This window comes from Amycolatopsis bullii, from assembly GCF_014654205.1.
GTDB classification, from domain to species: Bacteria; Actinomycetota; Actinomycetes; order Mycobacteriales; family Pseudonocardiaceae; genus Amycolatopsis; species Amycolatopsis plumensis.
In genome coordinates, this window is record NZ_BNAW01000008.1 from 56,428 (window position 1) to 81,385 (window position 24,958).

Annotated in this window: 22 protein-coding genes; 7 read left to right on the forward strand and 15 right to left on the reverse strand. The window is 72.8% G+C overall.

Features of this window, described 5'->3' with window-relative positions; all coding sequences use genetic code 11:
- Window positions 1-4: 4 nt before the first annotated feature.
- Window positions 5-3,268: a glucodextranase DOMON-like domain-containing protein gene (locus IE317_RS12965; protein WP_191309695.1), complete on the reverse strand. Its 3,264-nt coding sequence runs from the start codon at window positions 3,266-3,268 to the stop codon at window positions 5-7.
- A gap of 124 nt (window positions 3,269-3,392) precedes the next feature.
- On the opposite strand from IE317_RS12965, the gene IE317_RS12970 reads away from it, so the two are divergent.
- The gene (locus IE317_RS12970; RefSeq protein WP_191309696.1) at window positions 3,393-3,803 is read left to right on the forward strand and encodes an ATP-binding protein; all 411 of its coding nucleotides are present in this window, start codon (window positions 3,393-3,395) and stop codon (window positions 3,801-3,803) included.
- A gap of 30 nt (window positions 3,804-3,833) precedes the next feature.
- Here the strand turns inward: IE317_RS12970 and IE317_RS12975 are convergent, their stop codons facing one another.
- The 6 genes from IE317_RS12975 to IE317_RS13000 all read right to left on the reverse strand — a co-directional run bounded on the left by IE317_RS12975 (window position 3,834) and on the right by IE317_RS13000 (window position 11,645).
- Entirely contained in the window at window positions 3,834-4,565 is a 732-nt protein-coding gene (locus tag IE317_RS12975) for a GAF and ANTAR domain-containing protein (RefSeq protein ID WP_191309883.1), read from the reverse strand.
- A gap of 253 nt (window positions 4,566-4,818) precedes the next feature.
- Window positions 4,819-5,121 (reverse strand): STAS domain-containing protein, encoded by a 303-nt coding sequence (locus tag IE317_RS12980; protein WP_191309698.1) that lies wholly within the window; start codon window positions 5,119-5,121, stop codon window positions 4,819-4,821.
- Window positions 5,118-9,197 (reverse strand): SpoIIE family protein phosphatase, encoded by a 4,080-nt coding sequence (locus IE317_RS12985; protein WP_191309699.1) that lies wholly within the window; start codon window positions 9,195-9,197, stop codon window positions 5,118-5,120. The genes IE317_RS12980 and IE317_RS12985 overlap by 4 nt, the downstream gene beginning before the upstream one ends.
- A gap of 86 nt (window positions 9,198-9,283) precedes the next feature.
- Window positions 9,284-9,700 carry an ATP-binding protein gene (locus IE317_RS12990; RefSeq protein WP_191309701.1) on the reverse strand — a complete coding sequence of 139 codons (417 nt, stop codon included), beginning with the start codon at window positions 9,698-9,700 and terminating at the stop codon, window positions 9,284-9,286.
- Window positions 9,697-11,280: a PP2C family protein-serine/threonine phosphatase gene (locus tag IE317_RS12995; protein WP_191309702.1), complete on the reverse strand. Its 1,584-nt coding sequence runs from the start codon at window positions 11,278-11,280 to the stop codon at window positions 9,697-9,699. The genes IE317_RS12990 and IE317_RS12995 overlap by 4 nt, the downstream gene beginning before the upstream one ends.
- Window positions 11,277-11,645, reverse strand: coding sequence for an STAS domain-containing protein (locus IE317_RS13000; protein ID WP_229902683.1), 369 nt, complete (start codon window positions 11,643-11,645; stop codon window positions 11,277-11,279). Before IE317_RS13000 ends, IE317_RS12995 begins: the two co-directional genes overlap by 4 nt.
- A 184-nt stretch (window positions 11,646-11,829) precedes the next feature.
- Between IE317_RS13000 and IE317_RS13005 the strand changes: the two genes are divergently transcribed.
- Window positions 11,830-12,213 (forward strand): STAS domain-containing protein, encoded by a 384-nt coding sequence (locus IE317_RS13005; protein WP_191309705.1) that lies wholly within the window; start codon window positions 11,830-11,832, stop codon window positions 12,211-12,213.
- Window positions 12,214-12,233: 20 nt separating this feature from the next.
- On the opposite strand, the gene IE317_RS13010 is transcribed toward IE317_RS13005, so the two are convergent.
- Window positions 12,234-13,457 carry a PP2C family protein-serine/threonine phosphatase gene (locus IE317_RS13010; RefSeq protein WP_191309707.1) on the reverse strand — a complete coding sequence of 408 codons (1,224 nt, stop codon included), beginning with the start codon at window positions 13,455-13,457 and terminating at the stop codon, window positions 12,234-12,236.
- Between the two features lie 82 nt (window positions 13,458-13,539).
- Between IE317_RS13010 and IE317_RS13015 the strand changes: the two genes are divergently transcribed.
- Both IE317_RS13015 and IE317_RS13020 read left to right on the forward strand, forming a co-directional pair.
- Window positions 13,540-14,259 (forward strand): histidine phosphatase family protein, encoded by a 720-nt coding sequence (locus IE317_RS13015; protein ID WP_191309708.1) that lies wholly within the window; start codon window positions 13,540-13,542, stop codon window positions 14,257-14,259.
- Window positions 14,237-15,106, forward strand: coding sequence for an NAD(P)H-hydrate dehydratase (locus IE317_RS13020; RefSeq protein ID WP_191309710.1), 870 nt, complete (start codon window positions 14,237-14,239; stop codon window positions 15,104-15,106). Before IE317_RS13015 ends, IE317_RS13020 begins: the two co-directional genes overlap by 23 nt.
- Before the next feature lie 77 nt (window positions 15,107-15,183).
- On the opposite strand, the gene IE317_RS13025 is transcribed toward IE317_RS13020, so the two are convergent.
- From IE317_RS13025 to IE317_RS13040, 4 genes are read right to left on the reverse strand one after another with little or no spacing between them, the layout of a single operon-like run.
- Complete coding sequence (locus IE317_RS13025; protein WP_191309711.1) at window positions 15,184-15,903, reverse strand: SDR family oxidoreductase; 720 nt, start codon at window positions 15,901-15,903, stop codon at window positions 15,184-15,186.
- Window positions 15,900-16,751 (reverse strand): oxidoreductase, encoded by an 852-nt coding sequence (locus IE317_RS13030; protein WP_191309713.1) that lies wholly within the window; start codon window positions 16,749-16,751, stop codon window positions 15,900-15,902. The genes IE317_RS13025 and IE317_RS13030 overlap by 4 nt, the downstream gene beginning before the upstream one ends.
- Window positions 16,752-16,794: 43 nt before the next feature.
- Complete coding sequence (locus tag IE317_RS13035) at window positions 16,795-17,616, reverse strand: helix-turn-helix transcriptional regulator (protein ID WP_191309715.1); 822 nt, start codon at window positions 17,614-17,616, stop codon at window positions 16,795-16,797.
- Between the two features lie 54 nt (window positions 17,617-17,670).
- Window positions 17,671-19,248 carry an alkaline phosphatase D family protein gene (locus IE317_RS13040; protein WP_191309716.1) on the reverse strand — a complete coding sequence of 526 codons (1,578 nt, stop codon included), beginning with the start codon at window positions 19,246-19,248 and terminating at the stop codon, window positions 17,671-17,673.
- Between the two features lie 149 nt (window positions 19,249-19,397).
- On the opposite strand from IE317_RS13040, the gene IE317_RS13045 reads away from it, so the two are divergent.
- Window positions 19,398-21,656 (forward strand): extracellular catalytic domain type 1 short-chain-length polyhydroxyalkanoate depolymerase, encoded by a 2,259-nt coding sequence (locus IE317_RS13045; protein WP_191309718.1) that lies wholly within the window; start codon window positions 19,398-19,400, stop codon window positions 21,654-21,656.
- 75 nt (window positions 21,657-21,731) lie between these two features.
- Window positions 21,732-21,944 (forward strand): hypothetical protein, encoded by a 213-nt coding sequence (locus tag IE317_RS13050; RefSeq protein ID WP_086838852.1) that lies wholly within the window; start codon window positions 21,732-21,734, stop codon window positions 21,942-21,944.
- A 358-nt stretch (window positions 21,945-22,302) separates the two neighbouring features.
- Here IE317_RS13050 and IE317_RS13055 read toward each other — a convergent pair whose 3' ends face one another.
- Window positions 22,303-22,818 carry an ATP-binding protein gene (locus tag IE317_RS13055; protein WP_229902684.1) on the reverse strand — a complete coding sequence of 172 codons (516 nt, stop codon included), beginning with the start codon at window positions 22,816-22,818 and terminating at the stop codon, window positions 22,303-22,305.
- 246 nt (window positions 22,819-23,064) lie between these two features.
- Here IE317_RS13055 and rho point away from each other — a divergent pair, with 246 nt between their 5' ends.
- Window positions 23,065-24,129, forward strand: a complete 1,065-nt coding sequence (gene rho / locus IE317_RS13060) for a transcription termination factor Rho (RefSeq protein WP_191309720.1) — start codon at window positions 23,065-23,067, stop codon at window positions 24,127-24,129.
- A 3-nt stretch (window positions 24,130-24,132) separates the two neighbouring features.
- Here the strand turns inward: rho and IE317_RS13065 are convergent, their stop codons facing one another.
- Both IE317_RS13065 and IE317_RS13070 read right to left on the reverse strand, forming a co-directional pair.
- Window positions 24,133-24,309: a hypothetical protein gene (locus IE317_RS13065; protein WP_191309721.1), complete on the reverse strand. Its 177-nt coding sequence runs from the start codon at window positions 24,307-24,309 to the stop codon at window positions 24,133-24,135.
- A 32-nt stretch (window positions 24,310-24,341) separates the two neighbouring features.
- Window positions 24,342-24,620: a hypothetical protein gene (locus tag IE317_RS13070; protein ID WP_191309723.1), complete on the reverse strand. Its 279-nt coding sequence runs from the start codon at window positions 24,618-24,620 to the stop codon at window positions 24,342-24,344.
- Window positions 24,621-24,958 lie beyond the last annotated feature (338 nt).

Here is a 24,958-nt window from a genome sequence, read left to right on the forward strand (position 1 = left end):
CTTGTCAGCCCACGGGCACCACCCCGCGCACCGAAACCGGACCGCGGGCCGGGTCCAGCTCCAGCTTCTGGTCCACGCCGGGCGGCGTCAGCACGTCGAACGCCTTCGGGGCCGTTGCCGGGTCCGCCGCGCAGATCGGTGCCGTCCCGCCGGCCGGGCACAGGCCGAACGTGTACTGGCCCGCCGTCGGCGTGAACGGCCGGGCCTGGTCCGGCGAGTTGCCGTCCTGCCCGGTCAGCACCACGGCGAACGTCCAGCCCGGCCCCGGCGTCCCGAAGGCCGCCTTCGCCACGCTGACCGTGATGTACCGCGTTGCCTGCGAAGCCTGCACCGACGGCGTGGCCAGCGAAGCACCCGAAGCGTCGACGAGCGCCGGGTCCGCGAAGCCCTGGACCTCGATGCGCCGGCTCCACGCGTCCTGCGCCGCGATCGTGTACGCCCGGCTCGGGAACGGTGCCGCGGTCGAGGTCGCCGTCGCCGCCGGGTCGTGGCCGTAGATCGTCAGCAGCTGGGCGCCCAGCGGCGAGCCGAACGTCGGCGACAGGTCGCGGACCTGCGCCCGGAACACCAGGGTGGCGCCGGAATCGATGACCTGGAACCGCTGCAGGTCGAAGGCGCCGGCGTGGAAGTCACCCGCTGTCGGGTAGGTGTACGTGCCGGGCCCGTTGTCGTCGCCGTCCGGGTCCGTGGTGTCCAGCAGCACGGTGCCGGTGACGAAGTCCGAGCTGATCGTCTTCTGCGCGTACCCGGTCCCGGCGCCCGTCGCGGTCGCCGTGACGACGGTCGCGCCCAGCGGGGTCGGCACCGAAGCGCTGAACGTGCCCGCCGCGGAAGCCCGGGTCGTCAGCACCGTCGTCGTGCCCGCGTCGGTGGCGGAAACGGCGAGGTCGACGCGGCTGCCCGCGGGCGCGGTGCCGGTGACCTGGGCGGTCGCGGTGGACACCGACGCGGGTGCGTCGAGCGTGACCGTCAGCGCGGGCGGCGCGGCGGCGTACCGCGCGCGCACCTCGGCGGGCTGCTCGGGCAGCCGCCCGTCGTCCAGGGCCCGGGCCAGCCGCACCGATTGCGACTGCGCCCAGCTCAGCGGCGCTACCGAGCCGGCCGGCTGTCCCGGGGTGAAGCCGATCGACGCCGTCTTCGGGTCCGTGCCGTACGGCGACGGCGGCAGCGGCGGGTTCTCCCAGATCTGCTCGGGGATCAGGCCGGTGCCGTTCGTCTGCGCCCGCATCGCGCGCAGCAGCGCCGCCGCGCCGGCCCGGTCGCCGGTCTGCACGGCCTGCTCGCCGCGTTCGCCGGCGAGCACCGGCCACAGGTGCCCGGACCCGGTGTTCGTCGACGGCCAGGGGGCGCCCGTCGGGCCGCAGTTCGTCGGGTCCGGCTCGTAGCAGTCGCCGTAGCCGTCCTCGCTGCCCGGCGCCGACGTCCCGTAGCGGTACCAGCCCGGCCCGGCCGGGGTGTCCCGCTTGATCACGCGGTCGACCACGCCGAGCGACGCGGTGACGTCCGGGTCGTTCGCGGGCAGCACGCCCAGGCGCGTCAGCTCGAGGAACCCGGCGTCGACGACCGCGCGCTGGTCGGCGTCGACCGAGCCGTTGCCGAGGTTGGAGAACCACTCGGAGTTCGGGTCGCCGTTCTTCGTCAGGCGCAGGAAGTACCGGCCGCCGTACGGCCCGTTCGACGTCACCGTCCAGCCCTTGATGCTGCGCTGGAAGTGGTCGGCCGTGGCCCGGTAGACGTTCGCGCGCGCACTGTCGCCGTTGCGGTCGGCGATCACGCCGGCGGCGACGAGCCCGGCGATCTCCGCGGCGATCGTCGAGGGGGAGTAGCCGCCCTGTTCTTCCCACCGTTCCGAGCCGAACGCCGGTCCGTGCGCGACGACGAAGTCCGCGGCCGCGCGGATGTGCCCGGTGTAGAGCGTGCGGTCGCGGTCGAGCCCGGCCTGCAGGGCCATCAGGATCGGGTACGCGCTCTCGTCGAGCTGGTCGCCGCCGGAGTCGGGCGCCTTCTTGCCGTTCAGCATGGAGTTGCGCGGGAACCGGCCGTCGGGTTGCTGCTGACGGGAGAACAGCCAGCGGACGCTCGCCCGCGCCGTCTCGCGATCGCCCGCGGACAGGAGGCCGGAGAAGCTTTCGTACAGGTCACGGGCGAAGATCTCGCGGTAGGACCCGAAGTAGACCGGCTTGCCGCCCGGGGCGTCGCCCGCGGACACCGCCTGACCCCACGGACTGCCGAGCGAGGCGACGACCGCGCCCGGGAACGTCTTGTCCTCACTGGCCTTGAGCACGTTGACGGACTGGTAGTAAGCGTCGGAATCCTTACCCCGCACCGGGATGAGCCCGCGGTCGTAGTCACGCCACTCGCGCGCGTACTGGCGGTAGCTCGCCTCGAACGGCGTGCGCAGGCTCGCCCCGGCCGTGGCGACGGCGGCGCGCGCGTCCGCGCCGAACCCGAGCGCCAGCACGGCCGGGCGGCGCGGCTGGAGGTCCAGCTGCGCGGTCTGGACGACGTTGCCGTTCACGGCCGTCGGTGTCGTGTCGGTGAGCCGGTGGTCGCGGTCCAGCTGGGCGAGCCCGTCGCCCGCGGTGCCGGCGAACCCGCTGCCGGTGGCCAGGAACCGGTGGTCGGCGCGCAGTGCGGCGGCCAGCGGGGTGCCGTAGTCGCGGGCCGGCGCGCTGGACACCGTGTTGCTGTCGGCGCTGACCAGCGCGGACGTCGGCGCGTCGACCGTGGCGGTGTCGCCGCCGCCGTTGGCCGGGCCGCCCCCGCCGTTGCCGTTGATGCTCGCGTCGAACCGCACGTAGACCTTGAGGTCGCGACCGGAGTCCTTCAGCGGCTCCAGCCGGGTTTTGATGAGCACTCCGGTCCGGGCCGGGTCGGCCAGGTAGTCGGTGACCAGCCGGTATCGGCCGCTGCGCGCGGTCGACGTCACTTCGCACGCCATCCCGCCCGCGCTCGTGCGGACCGTGTAGGTCATGTCCCGCGCCTGCAGATCGGTGAAGGTGCGGCCGTCGGTGACGGCGAACTGCAGGGTTTCGACGTTCGTGTTGTCGATGACCGGCGCGTAGACGTCGGAGAGCACCCCGCCCGCCACGGTGAACCACGCCTTGCTCGTGGTGTTCCGCGCGGTGCCCAGGCAGTCCTTGCGGGCCAGGCCGAAGTGGGAGACGGCGCCCGGTCCCGGCGCCGCGGCGGCCGCCTCGGACACAGCGGGCAGGAGGGTCGCGGCCAGCACCGCGCACAGCACCACGGACGACGTCGACCGAATCATCCGCCCATCCGACCACGGCGGGCCGGGGGCGCACCAGGTCCGAACGGCGCCAGGGAAGCCATTACCGGTGATTGAGAATCCGAACCCGTGGGTAGCAAACCAGTTGTCCCCCGAGGAGGTGAACGTGGAAGAGCTGGAATCGGACGGCTGGCGGTACCGCGGCACGATTTCGCCGCGGACGCTGCCGAGCCTGCGCCGGCACCTGGTGTCCTGGTTGCGGCGGCGCGCCGGTGACGAGGTCGGACGACAGGCCGACGACGTCGTGCTGGCCTGCTGGGAAGCGATGGCCAACGTGCTCGACCACGCCTACCACGGCCGGCCGGGACTGATCGACATCCGCGCCCGGATCGACCGGGACGTGCTGACCGTCACCGTCGCCGACCAGGGCCGGTGGGCGACGCTGGCCGAGCGCGCGGACGGCGGCCGCGGGCTGCGCCTGATCCAGGCCCTGGTCGACGGCCTCGACCTCCGCTCGACCGACGGCGGCACCGTCATCACGCTCACCTGGCCGTTCCCGGCCCGCCACAGCGCCTGAACTCCAGCGCCTGAAACCAGCGCCCGAACCTCAGGGCGACCCGGCCGAAGACAGGTCTTCGACGAACCGGGCCGCGATGTCCCGAAGCTTCACGTTGGTCCGCTGCGATTCGGTGACCAGGCGCTTCATGGCGTCGTCGGCGTTGATCCGGTGCACGGCCATCAGGATTCCCTTGGCCTGCTCGATGACCGCCCGCGACCGCATCGCCGCTTCGAGTTCGACGGCCCGCCGCCGGGCGTGGTGGTAGCGCCGCGTGGTGCGCAGCCCGAACGAAACGACCGTCGTGTAGAGCCGCAGCAGCCGTGAGTCGGTCTCCGCGAAGCCGTGGTCGCCGTAGCCGAAGAGGTTCAGCGCCCCGGACAGGCGGTCGTCGACGCGCAGCGGCGCGGCCAGGTAGCTGCCGACCCCGAATTCCCGGGCCCGCGCGGTGAACTCCGGCCACTCCAGCCCGGCCGTCGCGAGCGGCACCCGGACGACCTCGCCGGTTTCCGCGGCCTGCAGACAGGGACCGGCGGCCGCCGCGTACTGGGCCCGGTCGATCTCGACGGCGCGCTCGTCCGTGCAGGCCGCCGTCGTCGGCTCGCCGTCGCGGATCGCGGTGATGCTGGCCATGTCGGCGCCGGGGACGGCCCGGACGGCCTCGGCGCAGACGGCGTCGAGGATCTCCGCTTCCGCCGGTTCGGTTTCCAGGGCACCGGTGAGGTCCGCCATCGCGGCGGTCAGCTCGTCGAGGTGCTCGGGGAGGATCGGCTCACCGGTCACTGGCGTCATCTCCGTCCCGGACAGTTGCGGCAGGTGCCGAACCGCTGCTGCTTCAACGGAACGGCAAAACCTTACTCGCGTCGCCCGCGTCGGCGGCAACACCGGGACCCCGGGGGGCGGTGGCTCCGGCCCGGCGCTCACTGCTGAACGTCGTGGGTTGGGCGCCGGGGCCACCTCGCGACGGACGGCAGCACAACCCACCCGACGTACCGTCGCTGCGGCACACATACCCCGTGCACCGGCGGTCAACCGTTCAGCGGATCATGACCTTCACTACCTGGGGGAGGCCGGACACGCGCAGGACCCGGTCGAGCAGCCGCGGCGCGACGAGCCGCAGGTCGTGCGCGTCCGCCCGGTCGAAGAGCACCGCGACGCCGGCGCTGTCGAGGTAGGTCACCGCGGTGAGGTCCACGGTGACGGCGGTGCCCGCCGCCAGCTCGCGGTCCAGGGCCGCGCCGAACTCCGCGGCGTTGCTCATGTCGATCTCCCCGGTGACGGACAGGACCCGGGCGCCGTCGTCACCCGGGCCGCCGACCAGCGTGAGTGCCGTCGTCACGAACCGATCCTCCATTCCAGCGTGACGGTGGTCCCGGTTTCGTCGTGCCGGAAGGCGACCGCGTCGGCCAGCGCTTCCATCATCGGCACGCCGCGGCCGCGCAGCACGTGGTTGTCCGGCGGCGGCTGCTTCCAGTGTCCGTTGTCGGTCACCGTGATGACCAGGTGACCGCCGGTGAGCCGGGCGGCGAGGTGCGCGGTCGCGCCGCTGCCGTCGCGGTAGGCGTGTTCGACGGCGTTGGCGCACGCCTCACCCGACGCGACGAGCACGTCCTGGGCGAGGTCCGGATCGAGGCCGGCGTTCTCCAGCCAGGCGCGCAGCCAGTGGCGGGTCGACGCGAGGTGGTCCGGGTGCGCCGCGAACTCGAAGTCCAGCGCGGGGATGGGCCGGCGGTAGAGCAGCAGCGCGACGTCGTCCTCGTAGCCCTCCGCCGGGCGGAGCCGGTCCATCAGGACGGCCGCCAGGTCGCCGAGCTCCGCGTCCCGCGTGTCGTGCGCGACCGTGGTGGCCCGGTCCATGCCGTCGTCGAGCGGTTCGCTGCGGCGCTCGACCAGTCCGTCGGTGTAGAGCATCAGCAGCGAGCCGATCGGGACGACCGCCGTGGCTTCCGGCCGCGGCACCCCGGGCCGGACGGCCAGCGGCAGGCTGCCGCCCGCGTCGAGGAACTCCGCCGTGCCGTCGCGGTGCACGAGGGTGGCCGGCGGGTGCCCGGCGCTGCTGTAGGTGAGCGTGCCGGTCGCCGGGTCGAGCACCCCGCAGAACACGGTGGTGCACAACGCACCCGGCAGCCGTCCGGCGAAGCGGTCGAGCGCGCTGAGCGTGTGCGCCGGGCTGCTGGCTTCGAGCAGCAGCGCCCGGCAGGCGCTGCGGAGCTGGCCCATCACCGCGGCCGCGGCGAGCCCCCGGCCGACGCAGTCGCCGACGACGATGCCGATCCGGTCGCCGGCCAGCGCGATGACGTCGTACCAGTCGCCGCCGACCTCCAGCGGCGGGTTCGCCGGCTCGTAGCGCACCGCGAAGCCGTCGGGGAGCCGGGCCGGGCCGAGGATCGAGCGCTGCAGCGCGAGGGCGACCTCCCGCTGCCGGTCGTCGCGGTGGGCGCGGCGCAGGGCGTGCGCGAGCGTCCCGGCCAGCAGGGCCAGCAGCGTGCGGTCCTCGGTGCCGAGCGGGCGGCCCGGCGCGGGCTCGACCCACAACGTCAGCCGGCCGCCGGGGTGGTCGACGGTGGTGCCCGCGCCGGTGTCGGCCGGGGTGGCGTGCAAGGCGGGCAGCGAGCGGACGTGGTCCAGCGTCTCGCGCAGCGGGGCGGCGAGGTCGGCCCAGCGCCGGTCGGCGGGGTCGGTGGACGCCAGTTCCGGTTCGCCGTCGCGCGGCCAGGTCACCGCGACGACGCGACGGGCGTCCCACAGCTCGCGCAGCAGCTCCAGCGCGGTGCGGAGGACCTCCGGTGCCCCGCTGATCCCCGCGAGGCGCTGGTTCATCGAGGCGAGCGTGCTTTCACGCTGCACCGCGTAGCGCTCGGCGGTGACGTCGCGCATCGTGCCGACCAGCCGTCGGCGGCCCTCGTCGTCCTGCAGCTGGTTGTAGGCGAGCGCGACCCACAGCCGGTGCCCGTCCCGGTGCCGCATCGGCAGCACGAAGCTGCCGCCCGGCTCGTCCCACGCGCCGCCGAACGCCTCGGCGACCTGGCGGTGGGCGGCCGGTTCGGCGCCGGGGTCCGGCCACCACGGGAACGGCGGGTCGTAGGGCAAGCCGCCGGTGCCGTAGCCCAGCAGCTCGGTGAACGCGGTGTTGATCTCCACGACCCGGCCCTCGGCGTCGCAGACGAAGAAGCCTTCCTGCAGCGAGTCGATCATCGCCGCGCGCCACCGGGCGTGCTGCGTGCGCAGCCTCGCCAGCTGGATGGTCGTGCGGACGCGGGCGAGCAGCTCCCGCGCCGAGAACGGCTTCACGAGGTAGTCGTCGGCTCCGGCGGCCAGCCCGTCGACGGCGGCCTCCTGTCCGGCCCGCGCCGACAGCAGCAGGACCGGCACGGCGGCGGTGCGCGGGTCGGCGCGCAGCTCGGCGAGCAGGCCGAGGCCGTCCAGCCGCGGCATCATGACGTCGCTGATGATCAGCTCGGGCGGCTCGGCGCACGCGGCGGCGAACGCCTCGACGCCGTCGCGCACCGCGGTCACCGCGTAGTCGTCGCGCAGCAGCCGGACGAGGTAGTCGCGCATGTCGGCGTTGTCGTCGGCGACCAACACGCGGGCGCCCGCCGCCGGGGTGGGCGCGGGACGGGTGTCTTCGCCGGTGTCGGGCAGCCAGCGCAGCGCCTCCTGCACGTACGGTTCGGCGGCCTGGGCGGCGAGCTCGCCGGTCGTGGGCCCGTCGACGACGTGCTCGGCGGGCAGGTGCCGGGTGCCCAGCGGCACCCGCACCCGGAACGTCGTCCCGGCGCCCGGCGTGCTCTCCACGGTGACGCTGCCGCCGTGCATGCCGACGAGCTCGCGCACCAGCGCCAGGCCGATCCCGCTGCCCTCGTTCGACCGGGCCCGCGCCGACGGGATCCGGTGGAACCGCTCGAACAGCCGCGGCAGCTCGGCGGCGTCGACCCCGATCCCGGTGTCGGACACCGCGACCACGGCGTGGCCATCCTCGACGGTGCTCGTCACCCGGATCGCGCCGTCGAAGGTGAACTTGACCGCGTTGGACAGCAGGTTGAAGACGACCTTCTCCCACATCCCGCGGTCGACGTGCACCGGCTCGTCCGACGGGCGGCAGTCGACCTCGAACACGAGCCCGGCGCGCTCGACGGCGGCGCGGAAGACGCTGGCCAGCTCCGCGGTGAACGTCCCGAGGTCCACCGGCTCGAAGCGCGCCTGCATCCGGCCGGCTTCGATCCGGGAGAAGTCGAGCAGGTTGTTCACCAGCCGCCCCAGCCGCAGCGCGTTGCGCTGGATGACGTCGACCTCTTCACGCACCCGCTCGCCGGCGCCGGCCAGTGCTTCCCGCAGCTCGGCGGCCGGGCCGAGGATCAGCGTGAGCGGGGTGCGGAACTCGTGGCTGATGTTGGCGAAGAACGTCGTCTTCGCCGCGTCCAGCGCGGTCAGCTCCTCGGCGCGCTGCTGCTGGACCTGGTAGGCGATCGCGCCGTTGACCAGCGCCGTCGTCTGCTGGGCGACCAGCCCGAGGAACGTCCGGTAGGACTCGTCGAGCGCGCGCCCGGCGCTCGCCGCCAGCACGATCACGCCGGTGGCCGCGTCCTCGGCGTCGCCCGGCAGCGGCAGCACCATCGCCTCGGTGGGCGGGGTGGACCAGCCGCCCGCCGGCAGCTCGCCGACCGCTCCGCCCGACACCGTCAGCGGGACTCCGTCGGCGAGCACGTCCTTCAGCGGCCAGGCGGTCGCGTCGCCCGCGCCTTCACCGCCCGGGGTGACGGCCGCGAGCGCGAGGCCGCCGTCGCCGTCCCGGAGGTGGATCGCGGCGTAGGGGACGTCGGCGCCGGCCCGGCCGAGCACGCCGGCGACCAGCTCGCAGGCCTCGCCCACGGTCCGGGTGACCCCGGCCTGCGCGCCGAGCTCGCGCAGCGTCGCCAGCCGGCGTTCGCCGATCACGCGCTCGGTCGTGTCGGTGACCGCGGTGAACACCGCCCGCACGGCGCCTTCGTCGTCGTAGACCGGGCTGTAGGAGTACGTCCAGTAGGTCTCTTCCCAGTAGCCGTGCCGGTTCATCGGCAGCAGCATGTCCTCCGACCAGGTCGCCTCGCCGGTGGTCATCACGCTGTCCAGCATCGGGCCGATGATGTGCCAGATCTCGCCCCAGACCTCCGCGCCCGGCTTGTCCAGCGCCGGGTGCTTGGTGCCCAGCAGCGGCAGGTACGCGTCGTTGTAGAGGAAGCGCAGCTCCGGTCCCCACCAGACGATCATGGGGAAGCGGGAGGTGAGGCAGATCCGGACCGCCGTCGCCAGGCTCGCCGGCCAGTCGCGGGGTTCGCCGAGGGGGGACGTCGCCCAGTCGAAGTCCCGCATCCGGGCGGCCATCCGGCCGGTCCCGGGAAACACGGCGCGGTGGCCGGCCTCTTCCCCGACGCTCATCACACTCCAGGTTCACGCGGCCCGGGACGAGCCTACTCGACCGGCCACCACCGTGCCGGGCGCCCGGAACGGCTCTTCCGGGTGAGTCAGGCGGTCAGCCAGGTCATGGTGACCGTGGTGCCGTCGTCGCGGTGGATCTGCGCGCTGTGGTCGGCGAGGGTGTCGATGAGCAGCAGGCCGCGGCCCCGCAGCCCGTTCGAGCCCGCCGGTGGGCGCCAGGTGCCGTAGTCGGTGACGGTCACGGTCAGCCGCCCCGGCAGCGCTTCGGCCCAGACGTCGACCGGGCCCGGCTGCCCGTCGGGGTAAGCGTGCTCGGCCGAGTTGGCCATCGCCTCGTACCCGGCGAGGACGATGTCCTCCCGCCGCTCGAGGCTCAGCTGCTGCGTGGCCAGCCACCGGGCGAGCGCCTCGCGCAGGTCAGGCAGCCGTTCGGCGATCGCGGCGGTGTGCCGGTGGAACGAGGTCGGCGGAGCGGGCGCGTCCGGGTGGAGGGGGTCCGTCATGGGGTTTCCTCTCCGCGGTGGTGCACGTGGATCACGGCGATGTCGTCGTCGTGCCGTCCGCGCGTCAGTTCGTCGACGAGCTTGTCCCAAGCCGTTTCCAGGTCGGCGGCGGCCAGCAGTCCCGGGATACCCGCCAGCAGCCATTCGATGCCCAGGGTGAGGTCGCGGGTGCGGCTTTCGACGAGCCCGTCGGTGTACAGCACCAGGTCCGCGCCCACCGGGAAGCCCGCCGTGCGCTGCGGGAAGACCGAACCGACGCCCAGCGGTTGCGCCAGCGCCTCGCCGATCTGCTCGGGCGGCTCGCCCGGGCGGATCAGGATCGCGGGCAGGTGGCCGGCGTTCGCGTAGGCCAGCGTCCCGTCGGCGGGCCGGTGGACCGCGTAGAAGCAGGTCACGAAGCTTTCGCCGAACAGCCCGGCGGCCAGCTCGGAGACGTTGCGCAGGACCTCCGACGGCGGCAGCTCCAGCAGGGCGTAGCTGCGGACGGCCGTCCGGACCTGGCCCATCACCGTCGCGGCGGTGACGCCGTGGCCGACGACGTCGCCGATGACGAAGGCGGTGGCCCCGGACGGCAGCCGGAGCACGTCGAACCAGTCGCCGCCGACCTTGCTCCCGGTGGCCGCGGGCAGGTACCGGGTGAACACGTCGAGTCCGGGGGTGGGCGGGGCGACCGGCAGCATGCTGCGGGACAGCTCGGTGGCGAGGGTGCGCTCGCGTTCGTAGAGCCGGGCGTTGTCCAGCGCGATGGCCGAATAGGCGGCGATGCCCTCGGCCAGGTACTCGTGCCGTGCGGTGAACCGGTCCGGCTCGGGGTGGCCGAAGAAGAACCCGCCCAGCACCTCCCCGGAGGTCGGGCTGAGCACCGAGACGGCGAGGTAGCTGCACACCGGCAGGTGCCCCTCCGGCATCCCGTGGTGCGGCGCGTTCTTCCCGAACCGCGGGTCCTTCGTGATGTCGGGGCTGCGCACGGTACCGGCGCCGTCGAAGGTCGGACCGAACACTTCGGTGTTGCGCGGCATCGGGAACCGGGCGAACGCCTCTCGCGGTACTCCTGAGATCGTGTACAGCGTGTACGACTCGCCCAGCTCGTCGACCAGGTTGTAGAAGAACGCGCCGAACGCGGCTCCGGTCGCCTTCGTGGCGGCGTCGGTCGCGTCCTGCACGATCCGGTCGATGTCGAGCTGCGCGGTCAGTTCCCGGCCGGTGGAGTGCAGCGCGTCCAGGACCGCCGCTTCGCCACGCAGGCGCCGGACGGTGGCGGCCAGGCCGGCGGTGGCGGCTTCGATCGCGGCGGCGACGGCCGAGGGCGCTTCGCCGACGTGCTCGGTGCTGTAGACCAGTGCGCCACGCTCGCCGCCGTCGGCCGCGACGGCGACCGCCTGCGTGATCTCCTTGCCCGGCACCAGGTCCGCGAGAGCCGCGCGGTCGGTCACCGCCCGCGCGACGTGGTCGCCGAGCACCGCGCGCACCTCGGCCGGGCCTAGGGCGCGGACCGCGGTGGCCGCCGGAACGCCGTCGCCGCCGACGAAGGCTCTGCGCACCGCGTCGAGGACCGTGTCGAACTCCGGAGGGGACGTCATTCGGCAGCCAGCGCTTCCGACAGCGACGGGTAGATGGCGAACTTGTCGACCAGCCGGGTCAGTTCCAGCGGGCGCAGGGTGATCCGGCCGGTCGCCACCACCCGCAACGGCGCCGACGCGGTGGGCCCGCGGTGCGCCCGGACGAGTTCGGCCATGCCCGCCGAGGCGAGGAACGTGACGTCGGTGAGGTCGATGACGAGCAGCGAGGGCCGCAGCCGCGCCGCCCGTTCGGCCAACTGGCGTAGTTTCGTGGCGAGTGCGAGGTCGAGGGCGCCGTCGACGCGCAGCACCGCGACGCCGTCCCGGGCCTCCAGCACGACCGATCCCGCGGAACTGGCGGCGTCGTCGAGTGAGTCCCCGGTCACGTTCCCTTCTCCCATGGCGCCCATCCTGCCTGCTCGTGGCCGTGGCGGAAAGCGGAGGGGGTGCTGACACGGCGGCGTGTGGCACGGACAGGCATGATTGACAGCGGGGTTGAGCAAACAGCCTTCGTGATCAAGCGCGCCCACCACAGCCCGGTGGTGCCTGCCGAAGGCGAGGAGAATTCACATGACCGAGCACACCCACCTCGAAAGCTCGGCCACCGCTGTGCCGTTCGGGGAGTTCCGGATCGCCCGGACGGAGGAAGACGAGGCGGTGGTCGTCGAGGTCGCCGGAGACGTGGACACGACCACCGCGCCGGCGCTCGTGCAGGCCGCGGACGAGGCGCTGGCGGAGCAGCCGCCGGTGCTGGTGGTCGACCTGACGCGCGTCGAGTTCCTCGCCTCGCCCGGACTGACCGCGTTGCTGACCATCCACCGCAACGCCGGCACCGCCACCGCGGTGCGGATCGTCGCGTCCGGCCGGGCCACCCTGCGCCCGATCCAGCTGACCGGCCTGGAGGAGAGCCTTTCGCTCTTCCCGACCCGGGAAGCGGCGCTCGCCGGGTCCTGACCCGGATCGTCCCGGCCGCGTCAGCTGCCGGCCGGGACGGCACGGTGCTGGATGGCCAGCACGGCGACGTCGTCCTGGGCCGCCCGGTTGCCGATCATCGCGGCCATGGCCTGCGCGCAGACCCGCTCGGGGTCTCCGGCGCGCACGGCGGCCGCCAGCTGCGTCATCCCGACGTCCACGGGCCGGTCCCGGCGCTCCACCAGGCCGTCGGTGTAGAGGACCAGCACGGCGTCTTCCGGCAGGCTGACCACGGTCGTCCGGCGCTCCGGCACGCCGATGGTCAGCCCGATCGGGGGATCCGGGGGCACGTCCACCAGCCGGCCCGCTTCGCCGGGCACGGCGAGCACCGGGGGCAGGTGCCCGGCGAGCGACAGCGTCAGCGTCTCCCGGTCCGGGCCGATGACCCCGTAGGCCACCGTGGCCATCGCCCCGTGTTCGAAGTGGTTGGCCTTGCGGTCGAGCTTGGCGAGCACCTCGGCGGGGCTTTCGGAGTCGAGGGCGTAGGCGCGCAGGGCGCTGCGCAGCCGTCCCATGATCACGGCCGCGTCGAGGCCGTGGCCGGAGACGTCGCCCATCACGACGCCGAGCCGGTCACCCGGCAGGGAGAACAGGTCGTACCAGTCGCCGCCGAGCCCGGTCTCGGCACCGGGCACGTACCGGGCGCCGAAGGCCAGGCCCGACACGTCCGGCAGGCTGCTGGGCAGCAGGCTGCGCTGCAGCGCCATGGTGGCGGTGCGGTTCTCCTCCTGCGCCTCGAGCTGGATCGCCGCCGCGAGCCGGTCGGCCACCAGCTGCATGAGCGCCACTTCGGGCTCACCGAACCGCCGGAGCGCCTCGGAGCCGATGTGCAGCACGCCGACGAGTTCACTGCCGGCGAGCATCGGGACGCCGAGCATCGAGTGCAGCCCGCGTTCCCACAGCAGGGAGTTCACGACAGTGGAGTCGTCGACGTGGTCGAGGATGACGGGGGCCCGCTCGAGCGCGACCCGGCCGGCGAACCCGCTGCCCACCGGCACCCGGACGCCCTGGTGGACCTCTTCCTCGATGCCCGCCGCCGCGAAGGCCACCAGCTGGCGGCCGCTGTGCTGGTACCGCAGCACGGTCGCGGTGTCGACCTCCATGACCTCGCGCAGGCGGTGGAGGGTTTCGGCGAGCAGCTCGGCCAGCCCGAGGTGCGCGGCCGGGGCACCGAGGATCGCCTCCAGCTGCTGCAGCCGGTTCTGGGCGTCGAGACTTCGCGACATGGGAGAACCCTAACCGCAACTGGTTTGCGGGCCTAACCATCCCGGGTTTCGACGGCGGGTCTCCCGGGGTATCCAGGCCGTCGTGAACGTCGACTTGGACTGGGTGGGTGTGCTGCGGCACGGCCAGAGCACCGGGAACGTGGCCAGGGAAGAGGCGGAGTCGGCCGGCGCGGACGTGATCGACATCGCCGAACGCGACGCCGACGTGCCGCTGACGGATCTGGGGCGGGAACAAGCTTCGGCGGCCGGGAAGTTCCTCGCGGAACGCCCGCCGGACATCGTGATCACCTCCACCTACCGCCGTGCCTGGGACACCGCGCGGCTGGCCACACCCGACGGCGTGCCGATCGTCCCCGACGAACGGCTGCGCGACCGGGAGCTCGGCGTGCTGGACCTGCTGACCACCCACGGCGTGGGTGAGCGGTGGCCCGACGAGCTGCGGCGCAAGCGGCGGCTCGGCAAGTTCTACTACCGGCCGCCGGGCGGGGAGTCCTGGGCGGACGTCGTGCTGCGCCTGCGATCCCTGCTGACCGAGCTGAGCGTGGAGCACGCCGGAAAGCGTGTTCTGCTGGCGGCCCACGAGATGACCGTCTTCGCCCTGCGCTACCTGCTCGAAGGCCTGCCCGAACCCGACCTGCTGCGCGCCGCGAACGCCACCGAAGTCCCGAACGGGTCGGTGACGGCCTGGGAGCGCGACTCCGACGGCGGGTTCACCATGGTGCTGGCCCAGGAGGTCGGCCACCTGCACGCCACCGACACCCCGCCGACGGCGGACGACGATGCCGCGCAGCAGCTCTCCTGACCCGGCGCCGATCAGCCCGGCCCTGCTGCGGGACTGGCGGATCGGCGCGGACGACCGCGGCACCGTGCTCGTCGTCGGGGGTGCCCGGACGGTTCCGGGGGCGCCGGCGCTGTCCGGAACCGCCGCCCTGCGCGCCGGTGCGGGCACGCTGCAGCTGGCGGTCGCCGAACGGCACGCGACCGCGATCGGCGTCTCGGTGCCGGAGTCTTCGGTGTTCGGGCTGCCGGAAACCGGGACCGGGGCGATCGCCGACGGCGCCGTCGACCGGCTGGCCGAGGTGCTGCCGGGCGCCGGCACCGTCGTGGTCGGCCCCGGCCTGACCGGCGCCCCGGAGACCGAAGACCTGCTGCGGCGCCTGGTTCCCGCCATCGCTCCGGACGCTCGGGTGGTGCTCGACGCGTTCGCACTCGGAGCGCTGAGCCGGGACCCCGCGCTCGCGGAACCCCTGGCGGGCCGGCTCCTCCTCACGCCGAACCGGGTCGAAGCCGCTTTCCTCGACGGCTGCGAGGAAAAGGACGTCGACGACCTGGACACGGCGGTCCGGATCGCCGGGCGCTACGGCGGCGTGGTGCTGCTGATGGGCGTGGTCGCCGCACCGGACGGCCGGGCCTGGCGCGACGGCAGCGGCCACGTCGGCCTGGCGACGTCAGGCAGCGGCGACGTCCTGGCCGGCCTGACCGGCGGCTTCCTCGCCCGCGGCGGCGCGGTCGAGCAGGCGGCCTGCTGGGCCACGCACGTCCACGCCGTGGCCGGCCAGCGCCTGATCCCGGACACCGGCAGCACCGGCCTGCTGGCCCGCGAACTGGTGGCCGAGATCCCGCGGGTCATCGCCGAGCTGGAGCGCTGAGCACCCTGCCGCACGGTCGTGGGTGGTAAGGCGGGTTAGAACCCGCCTTACCACTCACGACGGGCCGCGGCAGACTGCTAGCGCTGGGCGGTGGGCCGGACGATGATCTCGTTGACGTCGACGCCGTCCGGCTGCCCGATCGCGTAGGCGACCGCTCCGGCGATGGCGTCCGCCGGGAGGGTGACCGCGCGGTAGGTGCGCATCGCCTCCTGCGCGCCCGGTTCGGTGATGCTGTCGGCCAGCTCGGACTCGGTGACGCCGGGGGAGATCGTCGTCACGCGGATGCCGGGGTCGGCTTCGAGGCGCAGGCCTTCGGTGATCGCCCGGGCCGCGTACTTGGTGCCGCAGTAGACCGCGGCCGTCGGCACCACCTCGTGCGCGCCGGTGGAGGCGATCGTCACGAAGTGGCCGCCGCGGGCACGGCGGAAGTGCGGCAGGACCGCCGCGATCCCGTGCAGCAGCCCGCGGACGTTCACGTCGATCATCCGGTCCCACTCGTCGACGTGCAGCGAGTCCAGCCGCGACAACGGCATCACGCCCGCGTTGGCGACGAAGGCGTCGATCCGCCCGTGCGCTTCGACGGCGGCGTCGGCGAAGGCGGCGACGTCCGCGCGGTCGGTGACGTCGAGGCGGTGCACGTCCGCGGTGCCGCCCGTGTCGTGGATTTCCTTGGCCAGCTCGGCCAGCCGGTCTTCGCGCCGGGCGCCGAGCACGACGTGGCAGCCTTCGCGGGCCAGGCGCAACGCGGTGGCGCGGCCGATGCCGCTGCTGGCTCCGGTGATGAGGACGGTCTTCACAGGTTTCCTTCCGGGAAATCGGCGGCGAGGGTGGTCTCTCGCCAGGTGTCGAACGTGGTGCGGAGGGTGTCGAGCCGGGCGGTGGCGATGTCGTAGGCGGCCCGGCCGAGGAGCAGGCGCAACGGCGGTTCGTCGCTGCCGACGGCGGTGATGATCGCTTCGGCCGCGCGGGCCGGGTCGCCCGGCTGCCGCCCGTACGTCGCGAGCGTCGCCTCGCGGCGGGCGCCCGCGGTCTCGGCGTAGTCGTCGATGCGGATCGCCGACTGCCGCATCGAAGGACCGGACCAGTGGGTGCGGAACGCGGCGGGCTCGACGATCGTCACCTTGATGCCCAGCGGCGCCACTTCCGCGGCCAGGGACTCCGACAGGCCTTCCACGGCGAACTTCGTCGCGTGGTAGTAGCCGGTGGCGCCGAACGCCGCCAGCCCGCCGAGGGACGACACGGTGACGACGTGGCCGCTGCGCCGCGCCCGCATGCCCGGCAGGACCGCGCGGGTGACGTCGGCGAGGCCGAAGACGTTGGTGTCGAACAGCTTCCGGATCTCGGCGTCCTCGCCTTCCTCGACCGCGGCGAGGTAGCCGTAGCCGGCGTTGCCGACCAGGACGTCGATCCGGCCGAACGTCTCTTCGGCCCGCTTCACGGCGTCGACGACCTGGGCGTGGTCGGTAACGTCGAGCGGCAGCGCCAGTGCGCGGTCGCCGTGTGCTTCGGCGAGGTCGGCGACCCGCGCCGGATCGCGGGCGGTGACGACCGCGCGCATCGACGGGTTCTCGAGCACGGCTTCGGCCAGTGCGCGGCCGAGGCCGGTGGAGCAGCCGGTGATGAACCAGACAGCGTTTTCGGGCACGACGAAGTACTCCGTCCATTGTGGAACGATGAAAAGGGGTTGCTCAGGAGGCGGCGAGACTGCCCAGCAGGGCCAGCGCCGCCTCCGACGGGCTGCCCGGCTCGGCTTGGTAGACGATCAGCTGCTGGCCGGGGGCGCTGTTGACGGTCAGCGCCTCGTAGCTCAGTTCCAGCTCGCCGACCAGCCGGTGCCGGAACCGCTTGGTCTCGTGGGTCTTCTGCCGGATGTCGTGGCGCGCCCACAGCCGGCGGAAGTCCGCGCTCTTGACCGACAGCTCGCCGACGGTGTCGATGAGCTGCGGGTCGTCGGGGTCGATCCCGGCGGCCGCCCGCAGGCCGCCGACCGTGTTCACGGCCACGCGCTCCCACTCCGGGTAGAACTCGCGGGCGTCCGGGTCGAGGAACACCAGCCGGACGAGGTCCCCGCTGTGGGTGTGCCCGGCGAACAACGCCTGGCCCAGCGCGTTGTGCGCGAGCACGTCGAGACAGCGGCCGAGCACGAGCGCCGGCGTGTCCGGCCAGCCGTCCATCAGGCGCAGCAGGTTGGGGCTGACCTTCTCCGGCCGCCGGGCGCGCCGTCGCCGGACCGGCTCCGGCCGGGCGAGCCGGTGCAGGTGGGCGGCGGCGTCCTCGTCCAGCGCCAGCCCGCGGGCGAGCGCGTCGACGACCTGGGCCGACGGGTTGCGCTCCCGGCCCTGCTCGAGCCGGACGTAGTAGTCGGTGCTGACCCCGGCCAGCAGCGCGACCTCCTCGCGGCGCAGGCCCGCGACCCGGCGCGACCCGCCCGCGGGCAGGCCGAGTTCCTCGGGGCCCACCTGTGCGCGGCGGGCCCGGAGGAACTCACCCAGGGAGTTTTCCGCGGCCATGATCCGAGGCTAACCCGGATCCGGCGCGCGAGGGTGGCCGCGGCGCACCCACCCTCAGACCAGCCGGATCGGCTCCTCGTCGTCGCCCGGGTCGGCCCGCAGCAGCGTCGCCGTGGCGGTGCGCCCGTCGACGTCCAGTTCCATCACCGCGTTGCCGAAGTGCGGCCCGGACACGCAGTGCCACGACAGTGGCGCGGGCGGGACGCCGGTGCGGCGCGCCAGCCACTCGCTCACCCCGGTCAGCGACCGCGCCCAGCCGGCCCGGAAGAGCCGGTTCATGTACCACGGCACGGTGTTGTGCACCGGCGAGCAGGTCAGCTGGTGGACCGGTGCCGCGGTGCCGCCGGGGATCTCGGCCTGGGCCACGTAGGCGTGGTGCACGTCCCCCGAGAGCACGCTGACCGACGCCGGGCCGTCGTCCGCCACCCGGGCGACGAGCTCCGCCAGCCGCTCGAACGACGCGCGGAACGCCGGCCAGTGCTCCAGGTCCACCAGCTGCCGGAACCACTCGCTCGCCCGCCCCACGAGCCCGGGCCGCGCGCAGAGCCGCTCGTTGACCGACTGCGCGGCCGACAGCGCGGTGGGCAGCAGCCACGGCAGCGACGTGCCGATCAGCAGGTGGTCGAACTCGCCGGACGCCTGCTGTTCGATCCAGCGGAACTCCTCGTCGCCGATCATCGAGCGCTGCCCGCCTTCGAGGATCCGCCCGGCCCGCGAGTCGATCACCAGCAGCCGGACCGGGCCGAAGTCGCGCCGGTAGGACCACCGGGTGCCCTTGGCGCCGTCGGCCTCCTGGTCGGCCCGGTCGGCGAACTCGCGCAGCAGCTCCGCGTTGTCCTCGCCCGACGTGCTGACCCGCTGGTAGAGGTCGTCTCCGGCCAGCTCCCGGGTCCCGAGGTTGCCCAGGTGCTGGTAGACCCAGTAGGAGACCAGCGCGCCGCGGATGCGCTCGCGCCACCAGGACGTCCGGGCCATCTGCTCGCGCCAGGCCTGTGAGGTGTTCCAGTCGTCGCGGACGTCGTGGTCGTCGAAGATCATCGACGTCGGCACGGTGGAGAGCAGCCAGCGGACCGCGGGGTCGCACCAGGCCTCGGAGTACAGGTGGCAGTACTCCTCGAAGTCGGCGACCTCGTTGCCGGGCGGCTGCGTCGTGTCACGCCGGGTGGCAAGCCACTCCTGCGTCGCGTCGGTGGTCTCGTCGGCGTAGACCTGATCGCCGAGCAGCAGCAGCGATTCCGGCCACTCGGCTTCGTCGAGGGCGGCCATCCGGTGGGCGTAGGCGGCGAGCGCGTCCGGGCCCAGGGCGTCCTGCTCCCGCGGCTTGCGGCAGGACCCGAACACGAGCCGGAACCGCGGATCGCCGGGCTGCAGCGTCCGGATCCGGCTCGGCGGGAAGTCACCGTCCGGTTCGGGCCAGACGACTTCGCCGTCCAGCCGCACCTCGTACGGCGTGCTCCGCCCGGGTTCCAGCCCGGTGAGCACGACCAGCGCGTAGTGGTGGCCGGCGACCTCGAACGTCCGGGCGTGCGCCTCGCTGATGCGCGCTTCGCACGGGCCGTCCGTCTCGACCCAGATCGTCGCCGAGGTGGCGTCGACGTGCCGCAGCAGCGGGCCCAGCAGCAGCTCGGTCATCCCGGAATCCTGTCAGACCTCCGGCGGTGCGGCCGATCGGTGAGTTCCTCGAAAGTTCCCGAAACGTTTCGATAATCGTTGACCGGCCGGGCGTGCGGGACGAACGATCGTCGCAGCTGCGCTCCCGCCCCCGGAAAGGATTCCCTCGAGTGCGAAGACTCCTCACCGCCCTTTCCGCCGCCGTGCTGGCGATCGCCGCGGCGATCGTGCTGGTCGTGGCGGCGCAGCCGGCGTCCGCGGCCACGTTGACCCGGGTGACCGACTTCGGCAGCAATCCCAGCAACCTCAACATGTACACCTACGTCCCGGACCACGTCGCCGCCCGCCCGGCGCTGCTGGTCGCGATCCACTACTGCACCGGTTCGGCGTCGGCGGTCTTCAGCGGCCCGGCCCGCGACTACGTCACCGCGGCCGACCAGTACGGGTACGTCATCGTGTTCCCGGAAGCCACCCGCAGCGGGCAGTGCTTCGACGTTTCCTCGCCGCAGGCCCTCACCCGCGGCGGCGGCAGCGACCCCGTCGGCATCCTCTCGATGGTCAACTGGGCCAAGCAGCGCTACAACGTCGACTCCTCCCGCGTGTACGTCACCGGGTTCTCCTCGGGCGCGATGATGACGAACGTGCTCGCCGCGGAGTACCCGGACGTGTTCGCGGCCGGCTCGGCGTTCATGGGCGTGCCCGCCGGCTGCTTCGCGACCACCGACGGGTCCAGCTGGAACAGCCAGTGCTCGGGTGGCCAGCTCATCAAGACCGCGCAGCAGTGGGGCGACCAGGCCCGCCAGATGAGCGGCGGCCGCACCGGCCCGTTCCCGCGGATGCAGCTGTGGCACGGCACGGCCGACGACACCCTGCGCTACCCCAACTTCGGGGAGGAGATCAAGCAGTGGACCAATCTGCAGGGGCTCTCGCAGACGCCGTCGTCGAGTGATTCCCCGCAGTCCGGCTGGACGCGCACCCGCTACGGCGGCACCGGCACGCAGGCACCGGTCGAGGGGATCAGCGTGCAGGGCGCCGGGCATTCGCTGCCGCAGAACGGGATGATCCCGTACGCGATCGCGTTCCTGGGCTTGAACAGCGGCGGTACGACCACCACCACACCGACCACCACGACGCCGACCACCACGACGCCGACCACCACGACGTCCTCGGCGCCGCCCGCCGGGACCACGCTGGGCAGTGCGGCGGCGCGGACCGGGCGCTACTTCGGCACGGCGGTCTCGGCGAGCAAGCTGTCGGACAGCGTGTACACCGGCATCCTCAGCCGCGAGTTCTCCATGATCACCCCGGAGAACGAGATGAAGATCGACGCGACCGAGCCGTCGCAGAACCAGTTCTCCTACGCCAACGCGGACCGGATCGTGAACCAGGCGGCGAGCCAGGGCGCCCGGATGCGCGGGCACACGCTGGCCTGGCACCAGCAGCAGCCGGGCTGGATGCAGAGCATGGAGGGTTCGGCGCTGCGGCAGGCGATGCTGAACCACATCACCCAGGTCGTGACCCACTACCGCGGCAAGATCTACGCCTGGGACGTGGTGAACGAGGCGTACGAGGACGGCGGATCCGGCGCCCGGCGCAATTCCAACCTGCAGCGCACGGGCGACGACTGGATCGAGGCGGCGTTCCGCGCGGCCCGGGCGGCCGACCCGGACGCGAAGCTCTGCTACAACGACTACAACACCGACGACTGGAACCAGGCGAAGACCCAGGCCGTGTACCGCATGGTCCAAGACTTCAAGTCGCGAGGCGTGCCGATCGACTGCGTCGGCTTCCAGTCGCACTTCAACCCCAACAGCCCGGTGCCGTCGAGCTACCGGACGACGCTGCAGAACTTCGCGGACCTCGGCGTGGACGTCCAGATCACCGAACTGGACATCGAAGGCTCGGGGACGGCGCAGGCGGACAACTACCGCACGGTGGTTTCGGCGTGCGTGGCGGTGGCGCGGTGCACCGGGATCACGGTGTGGGGCATCCGCGACACGGACTCGTGGCGGGCGTCGGCGACACCGTTGCTGTTCGACGGCAACGGCCAGAAGAAGGCGGCCTACACCGCGGCGCTCGACGCGCTCAACGCCGGAGCCCCGCCGGACGGCGGAACACCCACCACCACGCCCACCACCACGACGACCACTCCCGCGCCCGGTGGCTGTTCGGCGGCCTACGTCAAGACAGCGGAGTGGAACGTGGGCTTCAACGGCCAGGTGACCGTGTCCGGAACGAACAACTGGACGCTGACGATCACCTTCCACGCGCCGCAGAAGGTGATCGGCAGCTGGAACTACACCGGAACGTGGGACAGCACCGGGTACGTGCTGACCGCGCGGCCCAACGGAAGCGGCAACGTCATCGGCTTCACGGTCCAGCACGGCGGCAACCTGACGGCGCCGACGGTCACCTGCACGAGTCCATAGTGGTCATGATCACAGGTTTCCGGGGCCGTTCGAGGCCTTGCGAAAACTGTCGGTGGTGACGGATAGCCTCAGCACATGAAAACGGACGACGCGACAGTCCCGGCGCACCAACTCACCAAGGGCCAGTGGTTCTGGCACGAGCCCGCGCCGGGGCTGCCCGCGTGGCAGCTGCAGGTGAACTCGGCGGAGTTGCTGGAGGATTCCGTCGAGATCTTCACGACGGATGGGGAGCGGGAGCTGGTTTCGTACCCGAGGAATCGGCTGGTCCGGCTGGCCGAGGTGGCTTGAGGGGTTGCTGGGGGAGGGGTTGGGACTGCGGGGGAGCTGGGGCAGGGCAGGCGGCGCCGGTGTTGTTGCCGGTGAGGCGGCTCGAGGCGGGGTGAATGTGCTCGGCCGGAAGGCGCTTTGCCTGCGTGGGCGGACTTCCTGTGTTCTTCGTGCGGTCCTACCGCGCAGAAACCCGCCGGCGCGCTGGTGGGCGAGCCGGCGGGCTTCGGGTGAGTGGGCGCTTCCCAGATCTATCGGCGGTTGCCGAACGTGTCGGCGGGTGCCGGGCGGGCTGGCAGTGCCGAGCGGGTCAGCGGTGCCGAGCCGGTTCGACCCGACCGTCGTCGTGATCGAGGCGAGCCAAGTCGCGGCAGGCCGTTTAGCCTGCGTCGCGGAGGGCCGGCGGGCGCCATGTCATGCGGACCGTCGTGCCCGATTCGCCCGTGTCGATGTCGGTCTTGTCCGCCACCTGGTCGATCAGCAGCAGGCCGCGGCCGCCTGAGGTGCGCAGGCCTGCCACGCGCGGGCGCGTTGCCGGGATGCCGCAGCCGGTGTCCGTGACGGTGACCGTCACCGCGTCGCCCTCCCGGCGGGCCTGCAAGCGGGCCCAGCCGTGGCCGTCCGGGTAGGCGTGGGCCGCCACGTTGGCCAGGGCTTCGTAGGTCGCCAGCGTGATGTCGTGCTTGCTGTCCGGATCGAGCTCGAGCTCGCCCAGCCACTCGATCAGCTTGCGGCGCAGGCCGGCCATCTCGTTGGGCAGGGCCGGCGCCAGTTCTTCGAAGGTCGAGGCGACCACGGTTCCGACGCCGAAGCGCTCCGGGGCCGTGGTCCCGGCTTGGTCGGTGTCGGTGCTCTCGCCCGTATCGACGCCAGTTTCCGGGGTATGTCGATACACGATCCGCTCCCATCGTTCAGCCGCGGTTCCCCCGTTTCAGCGGGCTTCTCCGATGGACTACCCACCGCCACGGAGTCTTACCCGTTGTGCTTCGTGAGATGTGTCGCTACAGTGGAGACGCTCCTCGCGGATGCCGGCCCCTAGGCCGCCCGGAGGCAGCTCCCCGGATCCAGGCCACTCGGCCTCTTTCCTTTTTCCCGGCCTCGCCGTCCGTGCGCAGGCCCATCACCACCTCAGGAGACACCCATGTCTTTTCACGGGATTCTCGACCTGTCCGGCAAGACCCCGTTCGTCCGGCCCGGCTACCGGCCCGCGCCCGGCGACGTCGCCATCCCGCTTTCCCTGGTACGCAAGCACAACTTGCGGCCCGGTGACGAAATCGCCGGCACCGCCGAGGAAATCGTCAGCGTCAACGGCCACGATCCCCACGAGCCGCGTCCACGGTTCGCCGACCTCGTGCCCGTTCACCCGGACCGGCGGCTGCTGCTCGAAACCACCCCGGCGCGGCTGCTGCCCCGCGTCATCGACCTCGTCACCCCGCTCGGCCGGGGGCAGCGCGCCCTGGTCGTTTCGCCGCCGAAAGCCGGGAAAACCACGGTGCTGCAAGAGATCGGGCACGGGCTGTCGGTCAACCACCCCGACTGCCGGCTGCTGGTGCTGCTCGCCGACGAGCGTCCCGAAGAGGTCACGGAGCTGAGCCGGACCGTGCGCGGCGAAGTGATCGCCTCCCCATTCGACCGTCCGCCGGCCGAACACGTGGCGGTGGCGGAACTCGCCGTCGAGCGGGCGAAACGCTTGGTGGAACACGGCGAAGACGTCGTCCTGCTGCTCGACTCGCTCACCCGGCTCGGCCGCGCGTACAACCTTTCGGCCCGCCCGTCCGGCCGCACGCTGTCGGGCGGCGTCGACGCGGCCGCGTTGCAGCCGATGAAGCGGATCCTCGGCGCGGCAAGGAACATCGAGGGCGGCGGTTCGCTCACGATCATCGCCTCGGCGCTGGTCGAAACCGGTTCGCTGGCCGACACGGTGTTCTTCGAGGAGCTCAAGAGCACCGGCAACGCCGAACTCAAGCTCGACCGCAAGACGGCCGAGCGTCGCGTCTTCCCGGCGGTCGACGTGGCGGCCTCCGGCACCCGGCGCGAAGAACTGCTGGTCACGCCCGGCGAACTCGCGGCCATGCGCGAAGTCCGGCGGGCGATGCCGGGTCCGCACGCGATCGAGCAGCTGCTGGAGCAGCTCCGCAAGACCGGCTCCAACGCCGAGTTCCTGCTCCGCGTGACGGGCGCGGCGGCGCTGCCGGAAGCAGCCTGACACTCAGCTGCCGCGACGCTCCCGCAGCTCGCCGATCACTTTCGCCCCGGTGCCGTCGGCTTCTTCGGGGTGGTCCGGCGGTTCGCCCTCGCCGGGACGGTAGAGCCGGTCTTCGGCACGGCCGGGATCGGCGGTCTCGGGCCGCGCGATCTCGGGTTGCTGTTCGTTCGGGTGGGACATGCCCGGGAGGTACCCAGCAGCCCACGGTTCATTCATCGCGGCGGCTGGTAGGGGGTCGGCTGCGGATAGGAGGGCCGTTCGGGCCCCCGGTTCAGTGCGGCGACGAGAAAACCGAACCCGACGACGACGAGAACGAGCGGCGCGGCCCCCGGAGCGACGGCCCACCAACCGACCCCGGCGGCGGCCACCACCCAGGCGGCCACAAGGGTGCGCTTGGCGGTGAGGGGATACGGCTTCGGCAGTTCCCGCACGGCAACCCCGCCGAGCACGAGCAGCCCGGCAAGGGCGACGAGCAGCACGGTCAGGTACATGGGATGTCCTCCTTCGGGGAGTAGGGCATCTTCCGGTGGACTACCCGCGCGGGTGGACGGCAAGCCGTGGCGTCGCGCACACCGCGGGCGCGGCCTGGCGCGGATCGACGGCGGGCGAATGCCCTCCCGCGGCTTACCCGCCCTGGTGAGGCGCCAGCGGATGCGGGTGGGTGCGCGCGCGGATTGAACGGCCGCTCGGCTGCCCGCCCACGGCTCAAAAGGCAGCGGGCGGAAGCCGGTATGCGCGCAGCTCAGCGGTCTCCATGGCTCCCAGGCCGGGCCTGGCCTGGCCTGGCGGCAGGTGGGGTGCGGGCTGGCGTGCGCGCGATCGACTGCTG

Bases quoted from the DNA above. Each gene is read 5' to 3' on its own strand.
- IE317_RS12985 (WP_191309699.1), bottom strand. From the start codon at position 9,197: ATGAGCGTCGGGGAAGAGGCCGGCCACCGCGCCGTGTTTCCCGGGACC.
- IE317_RS13020 (WP_191309710.1), top strand. From the start codon at position 14,237: ATGCCGCGCAGCAGCTCTCCTGACCCGGCGCCGATCAGCCCGGCCCTG.
- IE317_RS12965 (WP_191309695.1), bottom strand. From the start codon at position 3,268: ATGATTCGGTCGACGTCGTCCGTGGTGCTGTGCGCGGTGCTGGCCGCG.
- IE317_RS13005 (WP_191309705.1), top strand. From the start codon at position 11,830: ATGACCGAGCACACCCACCTCGAAAGCTCGGCCACCGCTGTGCCGTTC.
- rho (WP_191309720.1), top strand. From the start codon at position 23,065: ATGTCTTTTCACGGGATTCTCGACCTGTCCGGCAAGACCCCGTTCGTC.
- IE317_RS13050 (WP_086838852.1), top strand. From the start codon at position 21,732: ATGAAAACGGACGACGCGACAGTCCCGGCGCACCAACTCACCAAGGGC.
- IE317_RS13010 (WP_191309707.1), bottom strand. From the start codon at position 13,457: ATGTCGCGAAGTCTCGACGCCCAGAACCGGCTGCAGCAGCTGGAGGCG.
- IE317_RS12995 (WP_191309702.1), bottom strand. From the start codon at position 11,280: ATGACGTCCCCTCCGGAGTTCGACACGGTCCTCGACGCGGTGCGCAGA.
- IE317_RS13065 (WP_191309721.1), bottom strand. From the start codon at position 24,309: ATGTCCCACCCGAACGAACAGCAACCCGAGATCGCGCGGCCCGAGACC.
- IE317_RS13070 (WP_191309723.1), bottom strand. From the start codon at position 24,620: ATGTACCTGACCGTGCTGCTCGTCGCCCTTGCCGGGCTGCTCGTGCTC.
- IE317_RS12990 (WP_191309701.1), bottom strand. From the start codon at position 9,700: ATGACGGACCCCCTCCACCCGGACGCGCCCGCTCCGCCGACCTCGTTC.
- IE317_RS13040 (WP_191309716.1), bottom strand. From the start codon at position 19,248: ATGACCGAGCTGCTGCTGGGCCCGCTGCTGCGGCACGTCGACGCCACC.
- IE317_RS13035 (WP_191309715.1), bottom strand. From the start codon at position 17,616: ATGGCCGCGGAAAACTCCCTGGGTGAGTTCCTCCGGGCCCGCCGCGCA.